The organism is Pseudomonas sp. GNP013 (assembly GCF_054343995.1).
Genome location: NZ_JBTGUT010000001.1, coordinates 4,027,406 through 4,053,288 on the forward strand (window position 1 = coordinate 4,027,406; position 25,883 = coordinate 4,053,288).

Below are 25,883 nucleotides of genomic sequence, written 5' to 3' on the forward strand. Positions count from 1 at the left end.
TTAATGAGATCACCGTGCTCAAAGCACTCAAGAAGATGTTCGGCAAAAGCGAGGCTGAGCCGCTCGCGCCAGTTGCCAGTGCGCCTGTCCCTGCCGCCCCTCGGCGCACGGACGCTCATCAGCCAGGACGCAGCGCGCCGATTGCCCAACCGCCTGAACCTGCCGCAGCGGTGGAACCCGTCGCCGCTCCCAGGCCACCTCGCGAACGTGCGCCCAAGCCCAAACCGGTAGTCATCCCCTGGAAACTCGAAGACTTCGTCGTCGAGCCTCAGGAAGGCAAGACCCGCTTCCACGATTTCAAGCTCGCCCCGGAACTGATGCACGCCATCCAGGACCTGGGCTTCCCGTACTGCACGCCGATCCAGGCGCAGGTGCTGGGCTTCACCCTCGCCGGCAAGGACGCCATCGGCCGCGCCCAGACCGGCACCGGCAAGACCGCCGCGTTTCTCATCTCGATCATCACCCAGCTGCTGCAGACGCCACCGCCCAAAGAGCGCTATATGGGTGAACCGCGCGCACTGATCATCGCCCCCACCCGCGAGCTGGTGGTGCAGATCGCCAAGGACGCCGCCGACCTGACCAAGTACACCGGCCTCAACGTCATGACGTTCGTGGGCGGCATGGATTTCGACAAGCAACTCAAGCACCTCGAAGCCCGCCACTGCGACATTCTCGTGGCCACGCCAGGCCGCCTGCTCGACTTCAACCAGCGCGGCGACGTGCACCTGGACATGGTCGAAGTGATGGTGCTGGACGAAGCCGACCGCATGCTCGACATGGGCTTCATCCCGCAAGTGCGTCAGATCATTCGCCAGACCCCGCCAAAAGACGAACGTCAGACCCTGCTGTTCTCCGCGACCTTCACCGAAGACGTGATGAACCTCGCCAAGCAGTGGACCACTGACCCGTCCATCGTCGAGATCGAAGCGCTGAACGTCGCCAGCGAAAACGTCGAACAGCACATCTACGCCGTGGCCGGTGCCGACAAGTACAAGCTGCTCTACAACCTGATCAACGACAACGGTTGGGAGCGCGTGATGGTGTTCGCCAACCGCAAGGACGAAGTGCGCCGCATCGAGGAGCGCCTGGTGCGCGATGGCGTCAACGCCGCGCAACTGTCGGGCGATGTGCCGCAACACAAGCGCATCAAGACCCTCGAAGGCTTCCGCGAAGGCAAGATTCGCGTGCTGGTGGCCACCGACGTGGCCGGACGCGGGATTCACATCGACGGCATCAGCCACGTGATCAACTTCACCCTGCCGGAAGTGCCGGACGACTACGTGCACCGCATCGGCCGGACCGGTCGTGCGGGTGCCGCTGGCGTGTCGATCAGCTTTGCCGGGGAAGATGACTCGTATCAGTTGCCGTCGATCGAGACGCTGCTGGGGCGCAAGATCAGCTGTGAAACGCCGTCGACGCATCTATTGCGGGCTGTGGAACGCAAACGCCCATAAGGGCTAAAACGCGGTCAACAATGTGGGAGGGGGCTTGCTCCCGATAACAGGTTGTCAGTCAATGATGTTGTGACTGATCCACCGCTATCGGAAGCAAGCCCCCTCCCACATTTTGATCTCTGCTGGTGTTGAGATATGTGTCCGGCTGGCTATTTCCAGCGATCCGCTGCCGCGTGATCACTGCTGCGCCCTTCCACCCAACGCGCCCCGTCCGGCGTGTTTTCCTTCTTCCAGAACGGCGCCCGGGTCTTCAGGTAATCCATCACAAACGCACAGGCATCAAACGCAGCCTGGCGATGCGCACTGGCGGCCGCGACGAACACAATCGGCTCGCCCGGCTCCAGCACGCCAATGCGGTGCAGCACTTCCAGCTTGAGCAACGGCCAGCGCTGCTCGGCCTCCACGCCGATTTTCGCCAGGGCCTTTTCGGTCATGCCGGGATAGTGCTCGAGAAACATCCCCGACACATCGCGCCCGTCATTGAAGTCGCGCACATAGCCGACAAAACTGACCACCGCGCCCACACCGGCATTGGCCGCGTGCATCGCATTGACCTCGACGCCCGGGTCAAAGGCGCCGGCCTGCACACGAATCGCCATGTTCAGCCTCCGGTCACGGGCGGGAAAAACGCGATTTCATCACCGGCCTGCACCGGTTCATTGAGGTCGCACAATTCCTCGTTGCGCGCACACATCAAGCTGCTCTCGTTGAGCACTGCGAATTCAGGGTCGCTCGCCAACGCCAGGCGCACTGCATCGACGGTGGCGAAATCGCCCTCCATCTCCAGCGAATCAAAGCCTACCGCTTCGGCGTAGCGCGCAAAAAACAGCACATTGATGCTCATTGCTCATCCGCCTTGAAATGCCCGCTCTTGCCGCCGTGCTTTTCCAGCAGACGCACGCTTTCGATGGTCATGCCACGGTCCACGGCCTTGCACATGTCGTAGATCGTCAGCGCGGCAACACTGGCGGCGGTCAGGGCTTCCATCTCCACGCCAGTCTGGCCGGAGAGTTTGCAGCGCGCCACGATGCACACGGTATCCACGCCTTCGGCGCTGAGTTCGACCTTGACGCCGGTGAGCATCAGCGGGTGGCACAGAGGGATCAGATCACTGGTTTTTTTTGCCGCCTGGATCCCGGCGATGCGGGCCACGGCGAACACGTCGCCCTTGGGGTGGGCGCCGTCGACAATCATTTGCAGGGTGGCCGGCAACATGCGCACCCGCGCTTGGGCCACCGCCTCACGGAACGTCACGGACTTGTCGGTGACGTCGACCATATGGGCGCGACCTTGGGAATCGAGATGAGTCAGCACAGCGTTACTCCTGAACAGGAGCAGGGATTGTAAACCCGAGGCTCAAGCCGGTGCACGTCTGATTGTCCGGGCCTTGCCAAGATGATGAAGACGACGCTCATCTGCCGCAATTGCGTTTATTTGATTGTGATCAGAGGCAGGCCGGTTTCCGAGTCCAGGCCTTTCTCTTGACTCAATGCGCGAATCATTTCTTCCGACGGTTTTTCGGGTGGTGGCGTTGAGTCCCGTTTTTTCTGCCATTCGAATGTGCCGTCCCAATCCGGTAGCTTCGCTGGAGGCAGGGGGACGATATTGTCGATATCGGGAACGGTGGCACCAAGGGATTCGTAGCGATCCAAAAACTGACTGATTTTTTCGTACCGACGAGCACGTTCTGAATCTTTCGATAATGCGAAGTAATTTAGTCTGTCTTTCGGGTCTGATGTTGAAAACCCCTCACTCAAAAAACTGGCACTGGTGCTATCGCCATTACGAGTGCCAGCCTGAAACCCCTTAATCGCTTCCGGGTAGTCACTTCGGACTTTATAAAAAAGACCGTAATGAAGTGCACTTTTGGCGTGCCCTTGATTCATTGCGCAACGCCTCATGGCAATAACGACAGGTTCTGCGGATTCAATCTCCTCAAGTAATGTTGAAACGTAAAACTGTGCGTCAGGGTTGCCCATATCTGCCGCTCTACGAAAATAGGCATGTGCCCTACTCGTATCTTGCTTGACGCCATAGCCGGCCTCTAAATAATGACCCATGTCATAGTATCCGCCGGGGATGCCCTGGGATATGAGATTTTCGACAATATCGATCACTTCTTTTTCGGGATTTTCGCTTGTGATGAGACCTTGCGATATTAAAGCATGCAAGTTTGTGGCTGCTTTGTAATTGCCGTCAGCATAAGCAAGTCGATAAAATCTGCCAATGTCTGCGTAATTTTTTTCGCCTGGGCTCGACGCCAGAAATCTACCATAATGATAGAGGCTTAGTGCTCTTTCGCTAATAGCCGGCAGGTGATCCTTTTCATTTATACAAACAAAAGACAGCTTATCCAAAGCTTGACTCATGTCGTTCGCTGATATGTCCAAATCCTTCTCCTTTTCACAACCGCCAAGATTAGCCACCAAAAAAAATAAAATAATAATCCGAATAAACATTGTCAATCCTTATATGTGCGGCTGTCGCTTTCTCTTCTGAATTCAGTTAGCGACGCTATCGGAGATATTTTGCTGCTCTTAGAAGATCTCGCAGCTGCATTATAAAGGGCGATCTTGGTCATCACTTTAAATGATTCTGCTATGTTATCTATCGCCTCCGTCCCACCCGTATGAATACTCCACAATTGCTTTCTCAGAGGCTTAGATACAGCCGGATTTTCGACGCAAATATTTAGCTCGCTGTCGACTTCCATACTCCGACTATTTATATTACTCGATCCCAAAGTGGTAAAAACATCATCAATAATCATCAGCTTACTGTGAATGTAAACATCAAGCCAATTTTCCGGTGGGGAGTCGGGCGCCACCAATGTACACACAAGGACTTTTAACCCTGCAATCTCCTCCATGACTAAAGACTTAGCACTTTCCTCAGGCAGTTTGGCCTTCAGCGCTCTGTATTCCTCTTCGGATGTTTGTAGCTCTCGTCTTTGCGCCTCCCAAAGCTTAGTATTGGAAGCGTTATACGAAGTCCCATAAGTACCTTCGATGATAGTGATCTTGCTTCTCGCAGAATCGTAGCGATCCTTGGCTTGCTTAACTTGAGTTTGCAGTTCGTCATTACGCTCCAATCGGGCTACGCTGGGAATAATATCGGGGCGACCTAGTTGTTTTAGCATTCTGTAGGTATTTACTGTACCGTCCCCCATACCCTCTTGTGTAGAGTTGGTGACTACAAATAGATAGATTGGACCATCAACATCTAAGCGTCGCCCCGCGTTGAACTGAATTCGAACAGCCTCTTTGATTTTTTCAGCCAATGGCGGCCAGCGAAAGTATTGATTTTCTATGTACAGATATTTGGTTACGTTTAAGGGCGTTTGCAGATAAAGCTTCTTTATGTCTCGCACACCTCTCTGCGTCTGCGTTCGCAAGACCTGAGCCAGCATAGGTGGGCCGAAACCGGTACGAACTTTAAGGGCCTTTGCGATAGGTTTTCTCGGTGTTAAAAGATCCACATTCGTCTCCTTCAACCAAGCCTCTGCGAAATTCTGATTCAAATATTCCAACGGCGGCCCGGTAACACGACTGGAAATATCCTGCCGTGGGGTTTGGCCATTACGCCCAAACTGCGCGTGCATCTTCGCAGCGCTATGGTCGTCCTTATCCCAATAGGCATCCAGCATATTGTGACCCATGACGAAGCCAACGGCCTCAGTCGGGGTTTCGTAGTCGATCAGCACCATCTTCTGATGGTGTGTTGGAACCGCCGCCATCGAACCCGCCGTAATGGCCTTGTTGTACAATGAACGGCCACTGTCAGCACTCCTCATCGCCACTTGCCAAGCAATCTCCACTCGGTCAATGAGGCCCAAATCACGTGCTACAAACTCAATATTAGTGAAGGCTTCTTTACCTGCGCTGAAAAGCTCGGCCAATAAATTACTGCCACCACGTGAAAGTAGACCAAGGGGCGTTTTGCGTTCTACCCAAGAATGTTTTTGAATTTGTGCACTTGTCGCGCGTTTTTGCCATTCCCAATCAAACTCGCGTTGCTCGTCATTTCTCCCGCCAGACATGAATGATGCGGCATTGCGACCGGGTGTCATATTTTCCGAAAAAGCAGCCGTTACGTGCGCACTGTCTGACCAGCACAAAACGCGCACCTTGACCCCTTGATTCGCTTTTAAACAAAGCAATTGGCCAATACACAAGGTGCTGGTATCTCCCCGTTTGAAATACATCGACGGCTGAAAGCCCCAACAGATGATTTCTACACTGTGCTTAGCAGCCATGATTGCGTCGTACAAAGCACCAAAGGCGCGCTCACCATTGACCAACGGCTCAAACGTGGCAGCTACTGGAGGGTATTCAGTGTTTTCCACGAACCACCGCAAGTTGAGGTTGCATGAGCTGGTCTTGCTGGTCGCGATGGGAGTAGTAATGGGTACACTCATGCTCAAGCCTTCGTATCTGGGGTGGTCAACTGGGTGTAAGACTCTCGGAACTCGCTCCGACTCCCCGGAGGGGTAATGTCTGGGTGTGGTTGGCTTTGATGGCGATGTAAACCTTGGTTAGCGAGTTCGGCGTTGCGTGGTTCGCCGACGTAGTCGCCGTTTACTGGAACCTCATAGCTAGCGCCATTGGCCAGCTCAACCCGGTAGCGACTGGTCGTAACGTGGTGATCCACTGCAATGCTACCTGTCTCGTCCATCACCCCTTGGCTAGCAATGGCCCCGTCTGCGAAGATCTTGTAAGGCATGCCCGCCCACGCCTGGTAGCCGGCCGCGTTACTTTGACCGGCAACAAAGCTGAGTTTCTGTGTGACAGAGTCTCTCGGCCATGCGGGGTTGTCGCGGTTGAGTTGGGCAGGACCGCTAAAGGACTTTTTCACTCCCTTGACGTCCACCGTTCCGGGGGCATGGATCTCGATATTGCCGCCTTTAATGCGAATATAGGCTCCTCCGCTTGTCAAAAGAATTTCATCTTGAGCCGCAATCTCTACCGTGCGAGCGGTCGACGTTATGCGCACACTATCTTTGGCGGTTAGTTCGATGCTGTCGGTTTGCGCTTGTATCTCAATTTTTCCTTTAGCGGCGAAGAGTTTTGCACCTGCTGCCTGGGCGAACAAACTTATGCTATGAGCAACACTGGCGAGTAAGGACTGGCTGCTGGCCAGGTTTATATCCGCGCCCGTCGAGATACTTAGCTGTTTACCGCTGTGCAGGTGGGTATTTTCTGGCGTGGAGGTTACGATGTCAGCCGGTGCCGATACGATCAGTAATGGTTTGCGGTAACCAGCAGTCTGGCCGTGACCACCGCTACGAATCGCGGCATCGGTATCACCGCCATTACGGGGGGGCTTTGAGGTGTCGGTGGCTACTTCGCCAGTACTACCGTAATTAAACCGGGTGTCTGCATTTAGTTGGGTAAGGCTATCTACCGCGCCTTTCATGGGTAAGGCGTTATGCTGACTGGCGATATCCGACAAGGTCTTGAACCTTTGCTCTGCGTTGCTTAACTGCTGCTGCGCTTCATCAGTGTCGACCTGTCCGCCTTGAGCCTTGGTTCGTGGCCAAGTGCTTAGATACAGACCTTTTTGCGCGCGTAACGCACCATAGGCATCCGTTCGCAATTCGAAGCCCGCACCACGCATAGCGCCCCGGTTATTACCTTGTTGATCAATCAGGTATCCAAGATTCAACTGGCTATGCTCATGACTGCTGTGGATTTGGGTACGCACTTGGCCCGTAGAGTCATCCATCACCCACTGGTTGTAACCACGTCCGCCGATTTCCTGGCTTTTATAACCGCTCATTAACCCATTCGTATGCCAAGCCGGCTTGTGCCCACCGTAAACTTGGCCCAACACCAGCGGACGGTCGATATCATTATCCAAAAAGGTGATCAGCACCTCCTCTCCACCGCGTGGGACATTAACGCTACCCCAGTCTTGTCCGCTGCTTGCCTGCATCATGCGCAGCCAGCACGAGCCCAGTTCACCATCCTTAACAAGGCGGTCCCAATGAAAGCGCACGCAGATGCGGTTTAGATTATCTGTAAAGACCTCGCGACCTGAGGGGGTTACCACTACGGCTGTCTGAGGTCCTGGGTTTGCTGGTTTGGGATGTTCGAAGGGACTGCGGTAGGGTACATCGAGACGCTGGGCTTCGAAGCGATTCATGTAGAGCGCATTGTTAGTTTGCTGAGCGCAGGGCTGATCCTCAACACTATCGAGAAGGGCTTTCAGGCTTCCTGGCGGGTCTCGGCGCACGGCGCCCACAGGCAGGTTACTCCGGGCAAAGAACTCAACCCCAATGATCAGAAACTGTCGTTCCTGAAGTTGCTTGCGCTCGTACAAAGGGTGTTGGCTCAACTCGAAACCGTAACCGGGTAGCATTTCACGCACGCCGCCCTGCCCATGAATGCGCTTGGCAGCGGACTCGTCCTGCTCAATTTGTACACGGCCCAACCACTCTCCTCGCTCAAGGCTCTGCCAAGCATATTGCCCGCGGTACTGGTAACGCTCCAAAGCAGTGGGTGTCGATGCAGACTCTAATGCCCGCACTTGGGTTATCTGTGTTCGAGCGTGGCTGCGATAATCGTTACTGCTCCATTGCACCAAACCGTTGAGCAACCGTGCGCCGGAACTCCATTGTGTAATGCTGTCCTGGTTGTCGGCAGCTTGCTGTGTGTGGAACCTAAGAGTGGCAGGGTCCATCATTGGTAACGCAACAAGGTTGTCAGTGAACACTATGCAGTGCTTGTCTGGAGAGTGTTCGACATACCAGAATATGCCCTCCTGCTCGCACCACCTTTGCACGAAGTTGGCATCTGACTCGTTGAATTGGGTCACATACGATAACGGCGGGTAATCCTGCGACAACTCAAAGCGGTAAGCATTCTGTGCTTGGGCGTAGTTTTTGAAAACATCGATCAGGATCTCTGGCAGCGCCAGCTCTTGCCAAATACGACAGTCGGTGCGGTATTCCAGCAAGCTGAACCAAGGCGAGAAAACGAGTTGCCAATCTTCTAAGCCACCGTCGCTCCCCAAGTAGCGTACACTTTCGACCCAGCCATGACGCGGACTCAAACTACCGTCGGCAAGTTTAATGCTCAATAGCAGGGCTTGGCCGATAAGTTGATCAGGATTAAATTCGGTCGCTTGACTGATAACATCCACTGTATAGCGAGGTGATCGTCCCAGCCGTTCAACGCCATGGGCTCGTAACGCGAATAGGTCCTGACCTTTTGGCGCGGTCACTTGCAGTAGACGTTCAGTTTGATCCATCGTCGCTCCAAATATAGCGGTGAAGCTTTCCATGATTGAATCCACCTTGAAACTCCTGTTCTAAAATTGATTCAGTGCTTCAGCCAATCAGCCAGCCCTGAGTCAAGTCAGATTGGCGGCGCTCCAGCACCCATGCAGCACTGCCCGGCTCGGCACTGGCCACCAACCAAGCCAAACCAATTTGCACCCACTGTTCCGCAGCGATGCCGATACGACCACTGATGGCATTGAGGCGTACTTGCACTTCCAGATCGAGGTTTGGCAGCGAGCTTTGGGCAAATGCGTATAGCTGCTGCAAACGCTGATCGGCCAGCTCCCCATCACCTATCAGAACGCTCAAACGCGCAGTTTCAATGCCACTGCGCTCGATGAGCAAGCTAAGGATCTGCTGCAACGCTTCGATGTCTTGGCGTGATTGACTGGCGCGCGGAGGGTGTTGCACAAGCTCAGGGGCGTATAGTTTCAGATTATCGTTGCTGTCAGGCCGGTACGCGTTCGACTGCCTTTGTAACAGCACGGCGCTGACAGCTTCGCCCACCATTTCGCCTTCGGCGCAGGCCAGCATTTGTTCATTACATGCCCAACTGTCGAGGCTGAGGCATAGCAGACATTCGGCTCCAGCGCTGTAGGTCAGTATCTGCGGCAACCACTGCGAGGGGGGCTGGCTTTGTACATCGAATCCATATCCAGGTAGCTGGTCACGGGGCCACATGTTTATCGCTTGTGCAAACCAGTCTATGGGGGTGATCGATGTAGGGGCAAAAAGCACAATTTGGGTAGTTTCCCAGTCTATGCTGGTATAGAACGATTTACTCCATTTAGCGAATACAGTGCTCAGGATTTCCCCCGCACGGCCAGCGCAGTCAACGGCGGGAAATCTGATCCCGGGCGTTTCCAAGCGACGTATTGGGCGACGCAAACCGCGCGCATCGAGTAAGCGCGGGTCATGGTCGAAGTCTGCGCGCATTCGGGCCAATTTATTTGCTGGCAGCGGGGTGTCAAATACTCCACCGGGCAGCCATACCCACGCGTTGAGAATGATCACTCCGTCAGAAGTGTATTCACCAATGGGCACCTGAGCTTTGATCAAGCGCTGCTGCTCAAGTTTGGCCACACGCTGTTCGGATAGGCGATCGTATATATTTCTACGGTACGGTTGCATCTCTATTCCTTTAAAGATCGCAGGTGTCAGTCTGCGTTGCGATCAGGGTTGCTCCACAAGAAATAAGATCGCCTTCGCGCGCTACCGGACGTCCTTCCACCAGTAGAGTTTCGTCACCACTGACAATTGTGCCGATGCCATGAGGGCAGGATACCCGATCGCCAAGCCGTGCTACGGCTAAGCCGTTGATGGTGGTTTCGAGGGAGCCTTCAAGTACGCGGCCTCCGTCTGAGGTCGGATCATTGATCAAGATTAGAGGACGCAACAGATAACTTCCTTGTTACTAAGTGAACGGGTTCGCGCTCTGTGCGACGGCAATACGTTTAACCAAGCCACGTGCGTGAAGGCGAATACTCGTAGTCAGTCAACGTAAAGTCAACATGAATCATCCAACGTTTCGACAGGGCAAATAGCATGACGGTCACGGCAGCCAATGTGGCGAACGTCATGCAGGTCACCAACCTGCAAATGGCGAAGAAAAACTAATCTGCGCCGACACGGGTTATACAGGGGTCTAGAAACGCGAAAAGCAGGAGGGAGGTGAAGCCACTTGCCATGACTGCAGCCTTTTAAAGAGTACTGACGACTCTATAAGCGGAAAAAATTCCGGCTATTCAAAACATCCTTGAGCAACATCAAGCCAATCCAGCTCTAACAACCAATTTAAAAAATAGCCACCACACGCAAGAACTTTCTTACACCCCAGTCCTAGGATGTTATACGAAAACTCCTCATTGTTTGTTTTGGCATTAATTTCAGTGGCAAGTGCTTTTAAAGCTTAGTCAGTTATTTTTAACTTAAAACAACGGCGTCATGAGCCGTTTTGACTTGGCGGGTCATCGGCACGCTGGTAGGCACGCTGTTTTTAATGCCGTCGGCGTACACCCTGTGTTCCAAAGCGAATAAACCGGCGATTGACTGGAAACTGTTCGAACAATCGGCCCGACCAGTGAACAAAAACGGGCGCCCCCGGGGACGCCCGTTTTTTTCTCAGAACCAACAGTCAGAGATGCGACTCTGCGTATTCAGCCAGAATCGAGCGTGGTACCCCTTGCAGCGCAATGTGCACGCCGTTCGGGAAGTCCTTGAAGCGTTCCGTCAGGTAAGTCAGCCCGGAGCTGGTCGCGGACAGGTAAGGGGTGTCGATCTGCGCCAGGTTGCCCAGGCACACCACTTTGGAACCGGCGCCGGCACGGGTGATGATGGTTTTCATCTGGTGCGGCGTGAGGTTCTGGCATTCATCGATCAGGATCAGGCTCTGCTGGAAGCTGCGACCTCGAATGTAATTGAGGGATTTGAACTGCAACGGCACTTTGCTGAGGATGTAGTCGACGCTGCCATGGGTGTTTTCATCATCCATGTGCAAGGCTTCGAGGTTGTCGGTGATCGCCCCCAGCCACGGCTCCATTTTCTCCGCCTCGGTGCCGGGCAAAAAGCCGATCTCCTGGTCCAGGCCCTGCACACTGCGGGTCGCGATAATGCGGCGATAGCGCTTGGTGACCATGGTCTGCTCGATGGCGGCCGCCAGGGCGAGGATGGTTTTCCCCGAGCCTGCGGCGCCGGTCAGGTTGACCAGGTGAATGTCCGGGTCGAGCAACGCATACAGCGCCAGGCTCTGGTAGATGTCACGCGGTTTCAGGCCCCAGGCTTCCTGGTGCAACAGGGGCTCCTGATGCAGGTCGAGGATCAGCAGCTTGTCGACCTGGATCTCTTTGATCCAGCCTACAAAACCCTGTTCGTCGATGATGAACTCGTTGATGTGCACGGATGGCAGATTGTCGATCAACTGCACCTGGTGCCAGGTGCGGCCATGGTCCTGACGGGTCTCGACCTTGGCCACCAGGTCCCAGAACGAGCCCGGCACCGTGTGATAACCGCGCGAGAGCATCGACACGTCGTCGACCAGTTGGTCGGTGCTGTAATCCTCGGCCGCGATCCCGCAGGCGCGGGCCTTGAGGCGCATGTTGATGTCTTTGGTCACCAGCACCAGGCGCAGGTCCTTGTCGCGCGCGTGCAGGTCGATCAATTGGTTGATGATCTTGTTGTCGTTGAGGTTTTCCGGCAGCAGGCTGTTGGGCTCGCCGCGCTTGCTCATCAGGATCGACAGCAGGCCCTTGGGTCCGCTTTTGCCACGCTGGATCGGCACGCCTACTTCAACGTCTTCGGGCGAAGCCTCGCCCAGCGTCTTGTCGATCAAGCGAATGGCCTGGCGGCATTCGGCGGCCACGCTGTGGTGCCCGCTTTTGAGTTTGTCGAGTTCCTCAAGCACGATCATGGGGATGGCGACGTGGTGTTCTTCGAAGTTGAGCAGTGCGTTTGGATCGTGGATCAATACGTTGGTATCAAGCACATAAAGGATTGGCTGGTCGGAAGAAGGGTTACGTCCATGATCATCCATACTCGGTCACCTTTGTGGGAGCCATTCGACGCAATACCTGAGCGGTGCTGCGCCTCGATTCGACCACCGCGCACACCTGAGTGACGTCAAGCGCATTGCCCACAGGAGGAGTCTTGGAAGACGCCACCTGTGTTGCAGGGTTCGGCGGTCTGACTTCGTAATACCGCAAAACCCATGACAGAAAAAAGCACTTTGACGCTTTTTTGAAGTTTATTTTTCAGGATGACGAATAGCACTAGCCGAGTGCCATCTACCCCGCTAAAGTCGGAAGTCCGCCTGCCTTGAAATACTTCGAAAATTCACCGCAAAAACGCCTCATACCCAACAGGGCCGGGCACTTGCGCTTTTCAGCGAAACGCCTCCCGACAGTCCTGCCATCCCAGCCCGCTCTGCGCCGTTTCATGCAGCAACATTGGCACTGCCAACCGCGCCCGGTCCTGGGTGTCGTGGAATACGATCACGCCTTTGCGCCATAACAGCATGAGAGTGAGCACCCGCTGCGCCGACTCATCGGCCTTGAGTTTGCCCGGCTCGTCCTGGGAGTCGATATCCCACAACGCCACCTGCAAGCCCTGGGACTGGAAAAAGCCCTGGCTGTCGGCACGGCGCTGCCCATACGGCGGCCGGAACTGCGGCACATAGTTTTCCGGCATCAGGTTCTGCGCCAGCGCGGCGCTGCGGGTGATGGAGCTTTGCCAGTCGACCCAGTGGCTGTGGGAACGGTACTGCCAACCCTGAGTCCCCACGCACTGCCCCTGATACAACGCCTGCACGTCACTGGCCGAACTGCGCTCCACACGGGTTTGCAGGCTGCTGCCGAGCACGAAGAAGGTCGCGTTCATTTTCTGTTTGCGCAGGTAATCGGTGAGCCAGTCGGTATTGCCGCCGACCGCTGCCGGGCCGCCGTCGAAGGTGAGCAGGAACAGGCGGTCATTGAATTCGTCGCCGTTGCGTTCATGGTCGCCGAAGCGCGCAACTTCGCTGCTGATCTGCGGGAACAGGGCCGCCTTGCGCAGTAATTCGTCCAGGTAACGCTCATGGAAGGCATGGCTCGGTGCTGCCCAGCCTATATAGAAGGAGTCTTCACTGAGCTCCAGCTTGCCGGCCTGCTCGCGCAGGTCGTCCATGCTCTCCACCAGGTAGCAGAACGAGGCATCTTCCTCGCAGCTCTGCTGGGCGAAGGTGTAGTTGGCCAGCAGGCGTTTCCACAGTTGGCGGCGCAGATCGTCGATGGCGGCCAGGTTGATGATTTTCAAGCCCAGGCGCTGTTTGAGCGCGGGCTCATCGAGGGACTCGCTGGCCAACAGGCTGCGGGAAAACATCAGGATTTCGGCGCGTGAAGCTACGTCGAACAGCGCCGGGCTGCCGAGCTTTTCGGGCCAGGTGCCGCGGTCCAGGCTGGCGACGTCAGCGGGGGCGGCTTGGGCGTTCAGGCATAGCAGATATGCAGACAATAAGAGTGCTAATCGCACAGGGGGACTCCCTTCCGGAATTGTTGGGCACTATAGCTGATCGACTCGAGGGATTGGGGTGGGTGCCCACCACTCGGTGCCTCGCTTAGGCTCGGCATGCCCAAACGCAGGCCAGCGTGGTTGACGGGGCACTTGAGATCAAGATCAAAAGCCAGAGCCAAGCAGATCAAAAGCAGTGTGATCTCCATCAGACAAATGGAGATCCAAATGTGGGAGGGGCTTGCTCCCGATGAGGGTGGGTCAGTCAGCTTATTGGTAGCTGACCCACTGCTATCGGGAGCAAGCCCCCTCCCACATTTTGCACAGCGCTCGGCAAACCATTCCGGTCGGCTATTGGGCGCGCCGCAAGGGCGGAACCCCTATCAGCCATTACCGCAGCAACGGATATACCCCCAATCCCCGCAACCCCCTACAATCCCCCAACGACTAAAGGAGCCAACCCATGCTGACGGTCATTTCCCCCGCCAAAACCCTAGACTTCGAATCCCCCCCGGCTACCCAGCGCTTCACCCAACCGCAATACCTCGACCACTCCCAGGAACTGATCGAACAACTGCGCCAACTGACCCCAGCGCAAATCAGCGAATTGATGCACGTCTCCGACAAGATCGGCGGCCTCAACGCCGCGCGCTTCGGCAGCTGGACGCCCTCCTTCACCCCCGAAAACGCCAAGCAGGCGCTGCTCGCGTTCAAGGGCGACGTCTACACCGGCCTCAACGCCGACACCCTCAGCGACGACGATTTCAGCTACGCCCAGGACCACCTGCGCATGCTCTCGGGCCTCTACGGCCTGCTGCGCCCGCTCGACCTGATGATGCCGTACCGCCTGGAAATGGGCACCAAACTCGCCAACGCCCGTGGCAAGGACCTGTACGCCTTCTGGGGCACGCGCATCAGCGAATGGCTCAACGAAGCGCTGGCCGCACAAGGCGATGACGTGCTGCTCAACCTGGCTTCCAACGAATACTTCTCGGCGGTCAAGCGTCCGGCCCTGAAGGCGCGGATCATCAACACCGAGTTCAAGGACCTGAAGAACGGCCAGTACAAGATCATCAGCTTCTACGCGAAAAAAGCCCGGGGCATGATGAGCCGCTTTGTCATCGAAGAACGCATCAACGATCCGGCCAGGCTCAAGGAGTTTGACGTGCAGGGCTATCGCTTCAATGCAGAGCAGTCCAAACCGGACAAGCTGGTGTTCCTGCGCGATCACGCACCGCAATAGCGCCTGATCGACACTGACATCCAAAGGTGGGAGCACGCAGCCTCCCACATTTCTACCTGCCTCTCACGCCATGAAATGGCGTTTTATTGGCGTCAAAAAAAATTCACATGAAATCCTGAAAAATCTTTCACTCGACATTCGGCGATTTTTTTCGTAGTGGCACCACTTTTCCAAAACACTAGTGGCACAAAACTATCTTTGCGCACCATGTCCCCATGACTACTGGCTTAAATAGCAAGTGCTATCAATATAATACCAGTGCCATCTTTTCTAATATTTCAAGAAATTTCCAGAAACAGGATGAGCGGCCAGGAACTTCACCTCAAAGCACTGCTCATACCACCGGTAACGAAATTCTATGTTTCTGTAGGAGATGACTTACATGGCAGACCAACGGAAGTAGCGAAGTTGTCACATCAACTTTCGCTCAGGGGTCACAACACCAACCCACTAGTTAAGAGCGGCGATAAGGATGCATTGCCACACACTATAAGGCCAAGGCCGAACTTCCCCTGATGGGTCAGTGAGACTACCCAAGCTATTGATAATTAAAGGCTTATAGCCACTATCAAGGCTTTGCGGCACTGGCGCCACGTCCTTCTCCCAGGAAGGCTGGCTGCATTTGAGGGCAGGCCCCAATAATAAGGCCACGTTGCGCACAACTTGAGTGCAATCGTTAGTCACTCGTTATTCAACATGCCTGTATGCGGCAAGTCGGCGTCTATTCGCCTAACTTTCGCGGCATTAATGACGCTTGCAAACATGAACTCCGGCCATCTAATGGCACTGATTTAAATACAGAGGTAATTGCGATGCGCATCAGCATATTTGGTTTGGGTTACGTTGGCGCAGTCTGTGCCGGTTGCCTGTCTGCCCGTGGCCACGATGTGGTTGGCGTAGACATTTCCAAGGACAAGATCGACCTGATCAACGCTGGCAAATCGCCTATCGTTGAACCCGGTCTGGGCGAGCTGTTGAGCCAGGGTATCGAAACCGGCCGACTGCGTGGCACTACCGACTTCGCCGAAGCGATTCGTGACACCGACCTGTCGATGATCTGCGTCGGTACGCCAAGCAAGAAGAACGGCGACCTGGAACTGGACTACATCGAAGCCGTGTGCCGCGAAATCGGTTTTGTGCTGCGTGACAAGGCCACCCGTCATACCGTGGTAGTGCGCAGCACCGTGCTGCCAGGCACCGTGGCCAACGTGGTCATCCCGATTCTCGAAGACTGCTCGGGCAAAAAGGCCGGCGTCGACTTCGGCGTCGCGGTCAACCCGGAATTCCTGCGTGAATCCACTGCCATCGCCGACTACGACCTGCCGCCGATGACCGTTATCGGCGAGTTCGACAAAGCCTCCGGCGACGTCCTGCAGTCGCTGTACGAAGAACTCGACGCACCGATCATCCGCAAGGACATCGCCGTTGCCGAGATGATCAAGTACACCTGCAACGTGTGGCATGCCACCAAAGTGACCTTCGCCAACGAGATCGGCAACATTGCCAAGGCCGTCGGCGTCGACGGTCGCGAAGTGATGGAAGTGGTCTGCCAGGACAAGACCCTCAACCTGTCCCAGTACTACATGCGCCCTGGCTTCGCGTTCGGCGGCTCGTGCCTGCCAAAGGACGTGCGCGCCCTGACCTACCGCGCAGGTTCGCTGGATGTGGAAGCGCCGCTGCTCAACTCGCTGATGCGCAGCAACGAGTCCCAGGTGCAGAACGCTTTCGACATCGTCTCCAGCCACGACAAGCGCAAAATCGCCCTGCTGGGCCTGAGCTTCAAGGCCGGCACCGATGACCTGCGCGAAAGCCCGCTGGTGGAACTGGCCGAAATGCTGATCGGCAAGGGCTATGACCTGAGCATCTACGACAGCAACGTCGAGTACGCCCGTGTCCACGGCGCGAACAAGGACTACATCGAGGGCAAGATCCCCCACGTGTCGTCCCTGCTCAACGCCGACTTCGACGATGTGATCAACAACTCCGACGTGATCATCCTCGGCAACCGTGACGAGAAATTCCGCGCCCTGGCGCATAACGCACCGCACGGCAAGCAAGTGGTCGACCTGGTGGGCTTCATGTCCAAGGCCACCAGCGTCAGCGGCCGCACCGAAGGCATTTGCTGGTAACAGCAACGGCGAGTTTCAAGCTGCAGGCGCACTCGGCGCCTGCGGCTTGAAGCCTTCTTCACCTTCGGATGACACTTATGTCCAAGTTAAAACATGTACTCCTGCAATCGGCTGGCTGGCTGTTCTTTCTCAGCCTGCTGATGGGACTCGCCCTGCTGCTGCCGGCGAGCACGTTCGACTCCGAGTCGAAGAATTTTATTTTCCTGATTGGCGCCGTGGGTATCTGGCGCTATTCGATGGGTGCGACGCATTTCTTTCGCGGCATGCTGTTCCTGTACGTGGTGTACCCGCACCTGCGCCGCAAAGTGCGCAAGCTGGGCAAGGCTGCCGACCCGTCCCATGTGTTCCTGATGGTCACCAGTTTTCGTATCGATGCGCTGACCACCGCGCAGGTCTACAGCTCGGTGATCCGCGAAGCCATCGAATGCGGCTTCCCCACCACCGTGGTCTGCTCGCTGGTGGAAATGTCCGATGAGCTGCTGGTGAAAAGCCTGTGGGAGAAGATGAACCCACCCGAGCACGTGAAGCTCGACTTCGTGCGCATCGCCGGTACCGGCAAGCGCGACGGCCTGGCCTTCGGTTTTCGCGCCATCTCCCGCCACCTGCCGGATGACCGCGCCGTGGTAGCCGTGATCGATGGCGACACCGTGCTGGCCGAAGGCGTGGTGCGCAAGACCGTGCCGTGGTTCCAGCTGTTCGGCAACGTCGGCGGCCTGACCACCAACGAGTTCTGCGAAGTGCGCGGCGGCTACATCATGAGCGAGTGGCACAAGCTGCGCTTCGCCCAGCGCCACATCAACATGTGCTCCATGGCCCTGTCCAAGCGCGTGCTGACCATGACCGGACGCATGTCAGTGTTCCGTGCCAGCGTGGTCACCGACCCGGGCTTTATCGCCGACGTGGAAAGCGACTCGCTGCAACACTGGCGCCTGGGCCGCTTCAAGTTCCTCACCGGTGATGACAAGTCCAGCTGGTTCAGCCTGATGCGCCTGGGCTACGACACCTTCTACGTGCCGGACGCCGCGATCAACACCGTGGAACACCCGCCGGAAAAGAGCTTTATCAAGGCCAGCCGCAAGCTGATGTTCCGCTGGTATGGCAACAACCTGCGCCAGAACTCCCGTGCCCTGGGCCTGGGTGTGCGTCGGTTGGGCGTGTTCACCAGCATCGTGCTGTTCGACCAGCGCGTGTCGATGTGGACCTCCCTGCTCGGCTTGACCGTGGCGATCATTGCCACTTTCAAGTACGGCGGCGCCTTCATCCTCGCGTACCTGCTGTGGATCGGCATCACCCGCCTGATCCTGACCCTGCTGCTGTCGTGCTCCGGTCACACCATCGGCCCGGCTTACCCGGTCATTCTCTATTACAACCAGATCATGGGCGCGCTGGTGAAGATCTACGTGTTCTTCCGCCTTGATCAACAGTCCTGGACCCGCCAGGACACCAAACTGACCCGCGATTTGGCCAGCTTTCAACGTTGGTTCAACACCTGGTCGTCTCGGACCATGACCTTCTCCGCCGGCAGCATTTTCGTCGCCGTGCTCTTGATGATGGTCTGACCCTGCCAAGCCTGAATTAACCTAGGAATTACACCGATGAATAGCCAAGTAAACGCCAACGTTGTCCACGAGTCCGAAGCCCAGCGCCAACATGCCCGGGTCAAAATCCCGGCCAAGCTGCGCTTTTTCAACACCGACCGCACCCAGACCGAAGCACGGGTGATCGACCTGTCCGCCGGCGGCCTGGCGTTCACCGCCACCCAGCCGTTGACCGTGGGTGAAGTGCACAAGGGCCGCCTGCAATTTGTGATCGATAACCTCGGTCTGGCGATGGACGTGGAGCTGCAGATCCGCTCCTACGACCGCCAGACCGGCCGCACCGGTTGCCAGTTCCAGAACCTCGACGCCCAGGATATTTCCACCCTGCGCCACTTGATCACCTCGCACCTGTCCGGCGACATCGTGACCATGGGCGACGTGCTCGCCACCCTGCAGCGTGACAACTTCACCAAGGCGCGCAAGGTCAAGGACGGCGGCAGCGGCATGACCGCGTTCGGTCGCCTGCGCGCCGTGGTGTTCAGCGCCGGTATCTTCATCGTCGGCCTGGCCGCGTTCGGGTTTGTCTTCAAATCGGTGTACGGCATGTACTTTGTCAGCCACGCCCAGGCCGGCCTGGTCAGCGTGCCCGGCATGAACGTGACCATGCCGCGCGACGGCACCGTGCAGAGCCTGCTCAAAGGTGACGCGATTGCCGCCAAAGGCGCACCGCTGGCCACCTTCAGCACCAGCATGCTCGACGTCCTCAAGGGCCATCTGGACGAAGACCAGCTGCAACCGGCCAAGGTTGAAGAGCTGTTCGGCAAGCAAATGACCGGCACCCTGACCTCGCCGTGCGATTGCGTGGTTGCCCAGCAAATGGTCGCCGACGGCCAATACGCCAGCAAAGGCGATGTGATCTTCCAACTGGTGCCGCGCGGCGCCCAGGCCAACGTCGAAGCGCGCTTCACCTATCGCCAGTTCGGCGACGTGCGCCCAGGCACGCCGGTGAGTTTCCAGGTGGCCGATGAAGAACAGGTGCGTACCGGCACCATCGTCAGCAGCACCAGCCTGAACAGCGCCGACCTGTCCTCCGACATCCGCGTGCAGATCAAGCCCGATGCACCGCTGGACAGCGCCTACGCCGGCCGCCCGGTCGAAGTCACCAGCGACCGTGGCCCGTCGCTGAACTGGCTGATCGACAAAGCCATGGCTCACGGTCTGTAAGCGAGGACATGCCTGTGAAGCCTATTTCAAGCACAACACAATCGCTGTGGGAGCGGGCTTGCTCGCGATGGGATCAGCGCGGTTTGCCTGATTCACCGAGTCGCCCGCATCGGGGGCAAGCCCCCTCCCACATGGGTTCGGTGGCGTTGCTGGCGGTTGCGGTGAGCCTGGCCGGTTGTGCCGGCCTGCCCGACCAGCGCCTGGCCAACGAAGCCCTCAAGCGCGGCGACACCGTGACCGCCCAGCAGAACTACCAGCAGCTGGCGGAGCTGGGTTACAGCGAGGCCCAAGTGGGCCTGGCCGATATCCAGGTCGGTACCCGTGACCCCGAGCAAATCAAACAGGCCGAAGCCACTTACCGCGCCGCAGCCGACACCTCGCCGCGCGCCCAGGCCCGCCTCGGCCGCCTGCTGGTGGCCAAGCCAGGCAGCACCGAAGCCGAGCACCATGAAGCCGAAGGCCTGCTGAAAAAAGCCTTTGCCAATGGCGAAGGCAACACGCTGATCCCGCTGGCGATGCTGTACCTGCAATACCCGCACAGCTTCCCGAACGTGAACGCCCAGCAACAGATCACCAAGTGGCAAGCCGCCGGTTACCCGGAAGCCGGCCTGGCCCAGGTGCTGCTGTATCGCACCCAGGACACCTACGACCAGCATCTGGCTGACGTCGAGCGCATCTGCAAGGCCGCGCTCAACACCACCGATATCTGCTATGTCGAGCTGGCCACCGTGTACCAGAAACAGGCCGCGCCGGAAAAACAGGCCGAACTGCTCAAGCAACTGGAAGCCGGCTACAGCCGTGGCACCGTCACTGCGCAGCGCGTCGACAGCGTCGCCCGCGTGCTTGGCGATGCCACCCTCGGCACCCCGGATGAAAAAACCGCCCAGGCCTTGCTGGAAAAAATCGCCCCCGGCTACCCGGCCTCCTGGGTCAGCCTGGCGCAACTGCTCTACGACTTCCCGGAACTGGGCGACGTCGACCAGATGATGCAGTACCTGGACAACGGCCGCGCCGCCGACCAGCCGCGCGCCGAACTGCTGCTGGGCAAGCTCTACTACGAAGGCAAGTGGGTGCCGGCAGACGCCAAGGCCGCCGAAGCGCATTTCGAAAAAGCCGTGGGCAGGGAAGTCGCTGCCGACTACTACCTCGGCCAGATCTACCGCCGTGGCTACCTGGGCAAGGTCTATCCGCAGAAGGCCCTGGACCACCTGCTGACCGCAGCGCGTAACGGCCAGAACAGCGCCGACTTCGCCATCGCCCAACTGTTTTCCCAAGGCAAAGGCACCAAGCCCGACCCATTGAACGCCTATGTCTTCAGCCAGTTGGCCAAGGCCCAGGACACCCCGGAAGCCAATGAGTTGGCCACCCAGCTCGAAGCACCGCTGACGCCTGAGCAACGCACCGAAGGCCAACGCCTGGTGCAACAGGAATTGGCCGCCCGCGGCACCCTGGCCCAGAGCACGCTGCAATTGCACGCCCTGGATGAAGAAGACGACGGCGAGGAATCCCTATGAAGCTCAACCCATTCGTCAAGGCCGGAATCGGCCTGACCTTCGCCCTGCTGTGGTCGTGCCCGACCCTGGCCGCGCTCACCGAAGCGAAGAACTTCGGCCTGGAAGTCAAAGTCACCGGCCAGTCCGAGGACGACCGCGACCTGGGCACCCAGAAAGGCGGCGACGTCAACGGTATCGGTATCGACCTGCGCCCGTGGATCTACGGTGAAAGCGGCAACTGGAGCGCTTACGCCATGGGCCAAGCCGTGGCCTCCAGCGACATCATCGAAACCGACACCCTGCAACAGTCGGCCGATGACGAGAACCAGCAAACCAGCAACAGCGACCGCAAGACCAAAAAGAATTACCTGGCAATGCGCGAATTCTGGGTGGCGTACGGCGGCTTCACGCCCTACCCCGGCGAGCTTCTCAAGTTCGGTCGCCAGCGCCTGCGCAATGACGACGGCCAATGGCGCGACACCAACATCGAAGCGCTGAACTGGACCTTCGACACCACCCTGCTCAAGGCCAATGTGGGCGCCGCCGAACGCTTCAGCGAATACCGCACCGACCTCAAGGAACTGTCCCCGGTCGACAAGGACCGCCAGCACCTCTACGCCGACGCCGCCTACCAGTGGACGCCGGGCCAGTGGATCGGCCTGCGCGGGCACCACACCCATGACAACGGCAAGCTCGACTTCCCGGAACCGGGCGTGGCCACCGACTCGCTGGACAAGCGCGAAAACGGCGACCTGACCTGGCTCGGCATCGAAGCCAACAGCGACGCCTATAACTGGCGCAACACCAACACCGTCAACTACTGGGCCAGCGTCACCGGCATGAAAGGCGATCGCGACACGGTCAACGCGCTGAACGCCGACGGCAGCCGCCCTGCCACCGCCAAGCGCAGCGACAACATCAGCGGCTGGGCCACCGACCTGGGCGTGCGTCTGCGCCTGGACCCGCAGTGGCAAGTGGGCGCGGCGTACTCCCGTGCCAGCGCCGAGTACGAGCAGAACGGCCTGCAAAGCAACCGTTCGAACTGGACCGGCACCCAGTCCCGCGTGCACCGCTTCGGCGAAGCGTTTCGCGGCGAGATGAACAACATGCAGTCCATGAGCCTGTTCGGTTCCTGGCAGCTGCGTGAGGACTACGACGCCAGCCTGGTGTACCACAAGTTCTGGCGCGTGGACGGCAACAAGCCGGTGGGCAGCAACGGCATCGACGCGGTGCAGAACAACACCGATGACGTGACCGGCGCGATCCTCTCCAGTACCTCGCTGCCGCTTGAAGACGGCAAGAAAGACCTGGGCCAGGAGATGGATCTGGTCGTCACCAAATACTTCAAGAAAGGCCTGCTGCCGGCCGCGCTCAGCCAGTCGATTGACGAGCCGTCGGCGCTGGTGCGCTTTCGCGCCGGCGTGTTCAAGCCGGGCGACGCCTATGGCAGCCAGGTCGACTCGTACATGCATCGCGCCTTTGTCGACGTGATCTGGAAGTTCTGATGGGAGCCTGTGCAATGAATGCTCAAAGCCTACTCGTCGCGGCAATGCTGATGGCCAGCGCCACGGCCTTTGCCGACACGGCGGCCAAGGCGCCGACCATCGCCAAGGAACTGCAACAGGCCAAGACCTACACCATTTCCAGCCCGCCCACCGCGCCGCTGGAAATGGCCAAGCCGGCGCTGCCCGACCTCTCGGGCTACACCGCGGCGGCGATGGAAAAGAAGATCGTGCGCAGCAAGCCGGGCAAGGTCAGCATCCGTCGCATGATGCAGGAAGACGCGCTCAAGGACTTTATCGGCGGTGATAACAAGATGGCCGAATGGGTGGTGCGCCAGCACGGCATTCCCCAGGCGATCTTTGTCGACGACGGCTACATGAACCTCAAGGACCTGTTGGCCAAAGTGCCCAAACAGTACTTGAGCGAAACGTCGCCGGGAGTGTTCCTGGCCAAGCTGCCAATCGTGGTGGGCCGCAAGGGCATCCTCGAAATCGACGGGAAAACCCAGGAGCTGCGCCTGTCCCAGCAAGCCGGTTCGTTCCTGATCAACGACGGCCAGCTGTTTGTGCGCGACACCAAAATTACCGGTTGGGATGAAAAAGCCAACGGCCCGGCGCTGTTCAAGTCGCCCAACGAATTCCGCCCGTTCCTGCTGGCCTGGGGCGGTACCCAGACCTATATCGCCAACAGCAAGATGGCCAGCTTCGGCTACGCCAACAGCAAGTCGTACGGGGTGAGTATTTCCCAGTACACGCCAAACATGGCCAAGGTGCTCAAGCGCCCTGAGCCGACTGGCTGGATCATCGATTCAGAGTTCTCGGACATGTGGTACGGCTTCTACTGCTACGAGACCACGGGCTTTGTGATCAAGGGCAATACCTACAAGGACAACATCGTCTACGGCATTGACCCCCACGACAGGTCCCACGGCCTGATCATCGCGGACAACACCGTGTACGGCACGAAGAAGAAGCACGGCATCATCATTTCCCGCGAAGTGAACGACAGCTTCATCTTCAACAACCGCAGCTACGACAACAAGCTCTCGGGCCTGGTGATCGACCGTAACAGCGTCAACAACCTGATCGCCGATAACGAGATCTACCGCAACCACACCGACGGCATCACCCTCTATGAGAGCGGCGACAACCTGCTGTGGGGCAACAAGGTGATCAGCAACCGTCGTCACGGCATCCGCGTGCGTAACAGCGTGAACATCAAGCTGTACGAAAACACTTCGATGGCCAACGGGCTGACCGGCGTGTACGGCCACATCAAGGACCTGACCGACACCGACCGCGACATCGCCCTCGACCCGTTCGACGCCAAGGTCTCGCTGATCGTGGTCGGCGGTGAACTGGCCGGTAACGGCAGCGGGCCGCTGTCGATCGACTCGCCGTTGAGCATCGAGCTGTACCGCGTGTCGATGCTGGCACCGACCAAAACCAGTGGCATCAGCTTCTCCGGGATTCTCGGTGAACGCCAGGAAGAAATTCTCGACCTGCTGGTGCGCCAGCAGAAAGCCGTGCTGATCGACCCTGTCGAACGCCAGACCGAAATGCTGGACTGAGGATGACCCTTATGCACCCACACATGATCAAACTGCTGAGCCTTTCGGGTCTGACCCTCGGCCTGCTGGCGGCCAGCCAGGGCGTGCGCGCCGACGAAGTGAAGGCGCCGACCTTCACCGCCGAACCGTGCTGCAGCCTGTGCCCGGCCGCCCATGACGCGAAGAACTACACCACGCGCTACCAGCAGAACTTCACCACCCTGGTGCAAGCCCAGGGCGACTGGCTGTTCCGTACCCAGGAAGACCTGCGCACCGAATTCGACACCAGCCCCGCCGGCTACAAGCGTCTGCAACAGCTGCACGATGCGTTCAAGGCCAAGGGCGTGGAACTGGTGCTGGTCTACCAGCCGACCCGTGGCCTGGTGAACCGCAACAAGCTCAACCCGGCGGAAAAAGCCTCGTTCGATTTCGACAAGGCACTGGGCAACTACAAAACCATGCTCGGCCGCTTCGCCAAAATGGGCTACGTGGTGCCGGACCTGTCGCCCTTGACCAACGAGCAACTGCCGGATGAATTGCCGGCCCACGATTTCTACTTCCGCGGCGACCAGCACTGGACCCCGTACGGCGCCCAGCGCACCGCGAAGATCGTCGGCGCCAAGGTGCGCTCACTGCCGGAATTTGCCGATATTCCTCGCCAGGAATTCGAAACCAAGCGTTCCGGGCGCATGGGCAAGACCGGCACCCTGCACAACATGGCCGGCCAGCTGTGCGGCACCAGCTACGCGATCCAGTACATGGACCAGTTCACCACCGAGCCCAAGGGCGAAGCGGGCGACGGCGACCTGTTCAGCGATTCGGGCAACCCGCAGATCACCCTGGTGGGCACCAGCCACAGCGGCAAGAACTACAACTTCGCCGGCTTCCTCCAACAGGAAATCGGCGCCGACATCCTCAATGTCGCCTTCCCCGGCGGTGGCCTGGAAGGCTCGATGATCCAGTACCTGGGCAGCGAAGAATTCCAGAAAACCCCGCCGAAAATCCTTATCTGGGAATTCTCGCCGCTGTATCGCCTGGACCAGGAAACCATCTACCGCCAGATGATGGCGCTGCTCGACAACGGCTGCGAAGGCAAGCCTGCGCAGATGAGTGCCAGCACCACGCTCAAACCCGGCAAGAACGAACTGATGGTCAACAGTTCGAACAAAGACCTGCGTAACGTGAACCACCAGGTCGATATCCGCTTCGCCGATCCGTCGGTGAAAACCTTGCAAGCCACCCTCTGGTACATGAACGGGCGCCACGAGGACATCAAGATCGAGAAACCCGAAACATCCGATACAGACGGGCGTTTCGCCTTTGAACTGCGCACCGATGAAGACTGGGCCTCGCAGAACCTGCTGGCCGTGGAAGTGCAGGGCCCCGAAGCGGGCGCTGCCGCGCAGAAAGTCGAAGCGAAAATTTGCACACGCAACGTATTTCCAGGCGGTGGTCAACAGACCGCCCAACTCGGAAAGTGAGGTTACC

The 25,883-nt window shown here is 57.9% G+C and carries 19 protein-coding genes; 9 read left to right on the forward strand and 10 right to left on the reverse strand.

Annotated features, from left to right (window positions below; translation table 11 throughout):
• Positions 1-8 precede the first annotated feature (8 nt).
• Entirely contained in the window at positions 9-1,454 is a 1,446-nt protein-coding gene (gene rhlB, locus ACXX81_RS17745) for an ATP-dependent RNA helicase RhlB (protein WP_231423044.1), read from the forward strand.
• A 149-nt stretch (positions 1,455-1,603) separates the two neighbouring features.
• On the opposite strand, the gene moaE is transcribed toward rhlB, so the two are convergent.
• The 10 genes from moaE to ACXX81_RS17795 all read right to left on the reverse strand — a co-directional run bounded on the left by moaE (position 1,604) and on the right by ACXX81_RS17795 (position 13,737).
• Positions 1,604-2,053 (reverse strand): molybdopterin synthase catalytic subunit MoaE, encoded by a 450-nt coding sequence (moaE, locus tag ACXX81_RS17750; protein WP_458572134.1) that lies wholly within the window; start codon positions 2,051-2,053, stop codon positions 1,604-1,606.
• 2 nt (positions 2,054-2,055) lie between these two features.
• Positions 2,056-2,298, reverse strand: a complete 243-nt coding sequence (moaD, locus tag ACXX81_RS17755; RefSeq protein ID WP_209988908.1) for a molybdopterin converting factor subunit 1 — start codon at positions 2,296-2,298, stop codon at positions 2,056-2,058.
• Entirely contained in the window at positions 2,295-2,768 is a 474-nt protein-coding gene (gene moaC / locus ACXX81_RS17760; protein WP_209988905.1) for a cyclic pyranopterin monophosphate synthase MoaC, read from the reverse strand. The genes moaD and moaC overlap by 4 nt, the downstream gene beginning before the upstream one ends.
• A gap of 116 nt (positions 2,769-2,884) precedes the next feature.
• The gene (locus tag ACXX81_RS17765; protein ID WP_458572135.1) at positions 2,885-3,913 is read right to left on the reverse strand and encodes an SEL1-like repeat protein; all 1,029 of its coding nucleotides are present in this window, start codon (positions 3,911-3,913) and stop codon (positions 2,885-2,887) included.
• A gap of 2 nt (positions 3,914-3,915) precedes the next feature.
• Positions 3,916-5,871, reverse strand: coding sequence for a phospholipase D-like domain-containing protein (locus ACXX81_RS17770; protein WP_458572136.1), 1,956 nt, complete (start codon positions 5,869-5,871; stop codon positions 3,916-3,918).
• A 2-nt stretch (positions 5,872-5,873) separates the two neighbouring features.
• The gene (locus ACXX81_RS17775) at positions 5,874-8,738 is read right to left on the reverse strand and encodes a type VI secretion system Vgr family protein (RefSeq protein WP_458572137.1); all 2,865 of its coding nucleotides are present in this window, start codon (positions 8,736-8,738) and stop codon (positions 5,874-5,876) included.
• A 46-nt stretch (positions 8,739-8,784) separates the two neighbouring features.
• Positions 8,785-9,867, reverse strand: a complete 1,083-nt coding sequence (locus ACXX81_RS17780) for a hypothetical protein (protein ID WP_458572138.1) — start codon at positions 9,865-9,867, stop codon at positions 8,785-8,787.
• A 10-nt stretch (positions 9,868-9,877) separates the two neighbouring features.
• Positions 9,878-10,132: a PAAR domain-containing protein gene (locus tag ACXX81_RS17785; RefSeq protein WP_209988886.1), complete on the reverse strand. Its 255-nt coding sequence runs from the start codon at positions 10,130-10,132 to the stop codon at positions 9,878-9,880.
• A gap of 738 nt (positions 10,133-10,870) precedes the next feature.
• A complete protein-coding gene (locus ACXX81_RS17790; protein ID WP_209988883.1) occupies positions 10,871-12,265 on the reverse strand; it encodes a PhoH family protein in 1,395 nt (464 codons plus the stop codon).
• Between the two features lie 347 nt (positions 12,266-12,612).
• Positions 12,613-13,737 carry a polysaccharide deacetylase family protein gene (locus tag ACXX81_RS17795; protein ID WP_458572139.1) on the reverse strand — a complete coding sequence of 375 codons (1,125 nt, stop codon included), beginning with the start codon at positions 13,735-13,737 and terminating at the stop codon, positions 12,613-12,615.
• 442 nt (positions 13,738-14,179) lie between these two features.
• Here ACXX81_RS17795 and yaaA point away from each other — a divergent pair, with 442 nt between their 5' ends.
• The 8 genes from yaaA (at position 14,180) to ACXX81_RS17835 (ending at position 25,876) form a co-directional block, all read left to right on the forward strand.
• Positions 14,180-14,959 carry a peroxide stress protein YaaA gene (yaaA, locus tag ACXX81_RS17800; RefSeq protein WP_209988876.1) on the forward strand — a complete coding sequence of 260 codons (780 nt, stop codon included), beginning with the start codon at positions 14,180-14,182 and terminating at the stop codon, positions 14,957-14,959.
• Between the two features lie 812 nt (positions 14,960-15,771).
• Positions 15,772-17,088, forward strand: a complete 1,317-nt coding sequence (locus ACXX81_RS17805; RefSeq protein WP_209988873.1) for a nucleotide sugar dehydrogenase — start codon at positions 15,772-15,774, stop codon at positions 17,086-17,088.
• Between the two features lie 77 nt (positions 17,089-17,165).
• Positions 17,166-18,647, forward strand: a complete 1,482-nt coding sequence (alg8, locus tag ACXX81_RS17810) for a mannuronan synthase (RefSeq protein WP_209988870.1) — start codon at positions 17,166-17,168, stop codon at positions 18,645-18,647.
• Positions 18,648-18,683: 36 nt separating this feature from the next.
• Entirely contained in the window at positions 18,684-19,850 is a 1,167-nt protein-coding gene (locus tag ACXX81_RS17815) for an alginate biosynthesis protein Alg44 (RefSeq protein WP_209988867.1), read from the forward strand.
• A 131-nt stretch (positions 19,851-19,981) separates the two neighbouring features.
• Positions 19,982-21,364: an alginate biosynthesis TPR repeat lipoprotein AlgK gene (algK, locus tag ACXX81_RS17820; RefSeq protein ID WP_458572600.1), complete on the forward strand. Its 1,383-nt coding sequence runs from the start codon at positions 19,982-19,984 to the stop codon at positions 21,362-21,364.
• Positions 21,361-22,848, forward strand: a complete 1,488-nt coding sequence (locus tag ACXX81_RS17825) for an alginate export family protein (protein WP_209988848.1) — start codon at positions 21,361-21,363, stop codon at positions 22,846-22,848. The genes algK and ACXX81_RS17825 overlap by 4 nt, the downstream gene beginning before the upstream one ends.
• Complete coding sequence (gene algG / locus ACXX81_RS17830; protein ID WP_231423006.1) at positions 22,848-24,416, forward strand: mannuronan 5-epimerase AlgG; 1,569 nt, start codon at positions 22,848-22,850, stop codon at positions 24,414-24,416. Before ACXX81_RS17825 ends, algG begins: the two co-directional genes overlap by 1 nt.
• Positions 24,417-24,427: 11 nt before the next feature.
• The gene (locus ACXX81_RS17835) at positions 24,428-25,876 is read left to right on the forward strand and encodes an alginate O-acetyltransferase (protein ID WP_231423005.1); all 1,449 of its coding nucleotides are present in this window, start codon (positions 24,428-24,430) and stop codon (positions 25,874-25,876) included.
• The last annotated feature ends 7 nt before the right edge of the window (positions 25,877-25,883 follow it).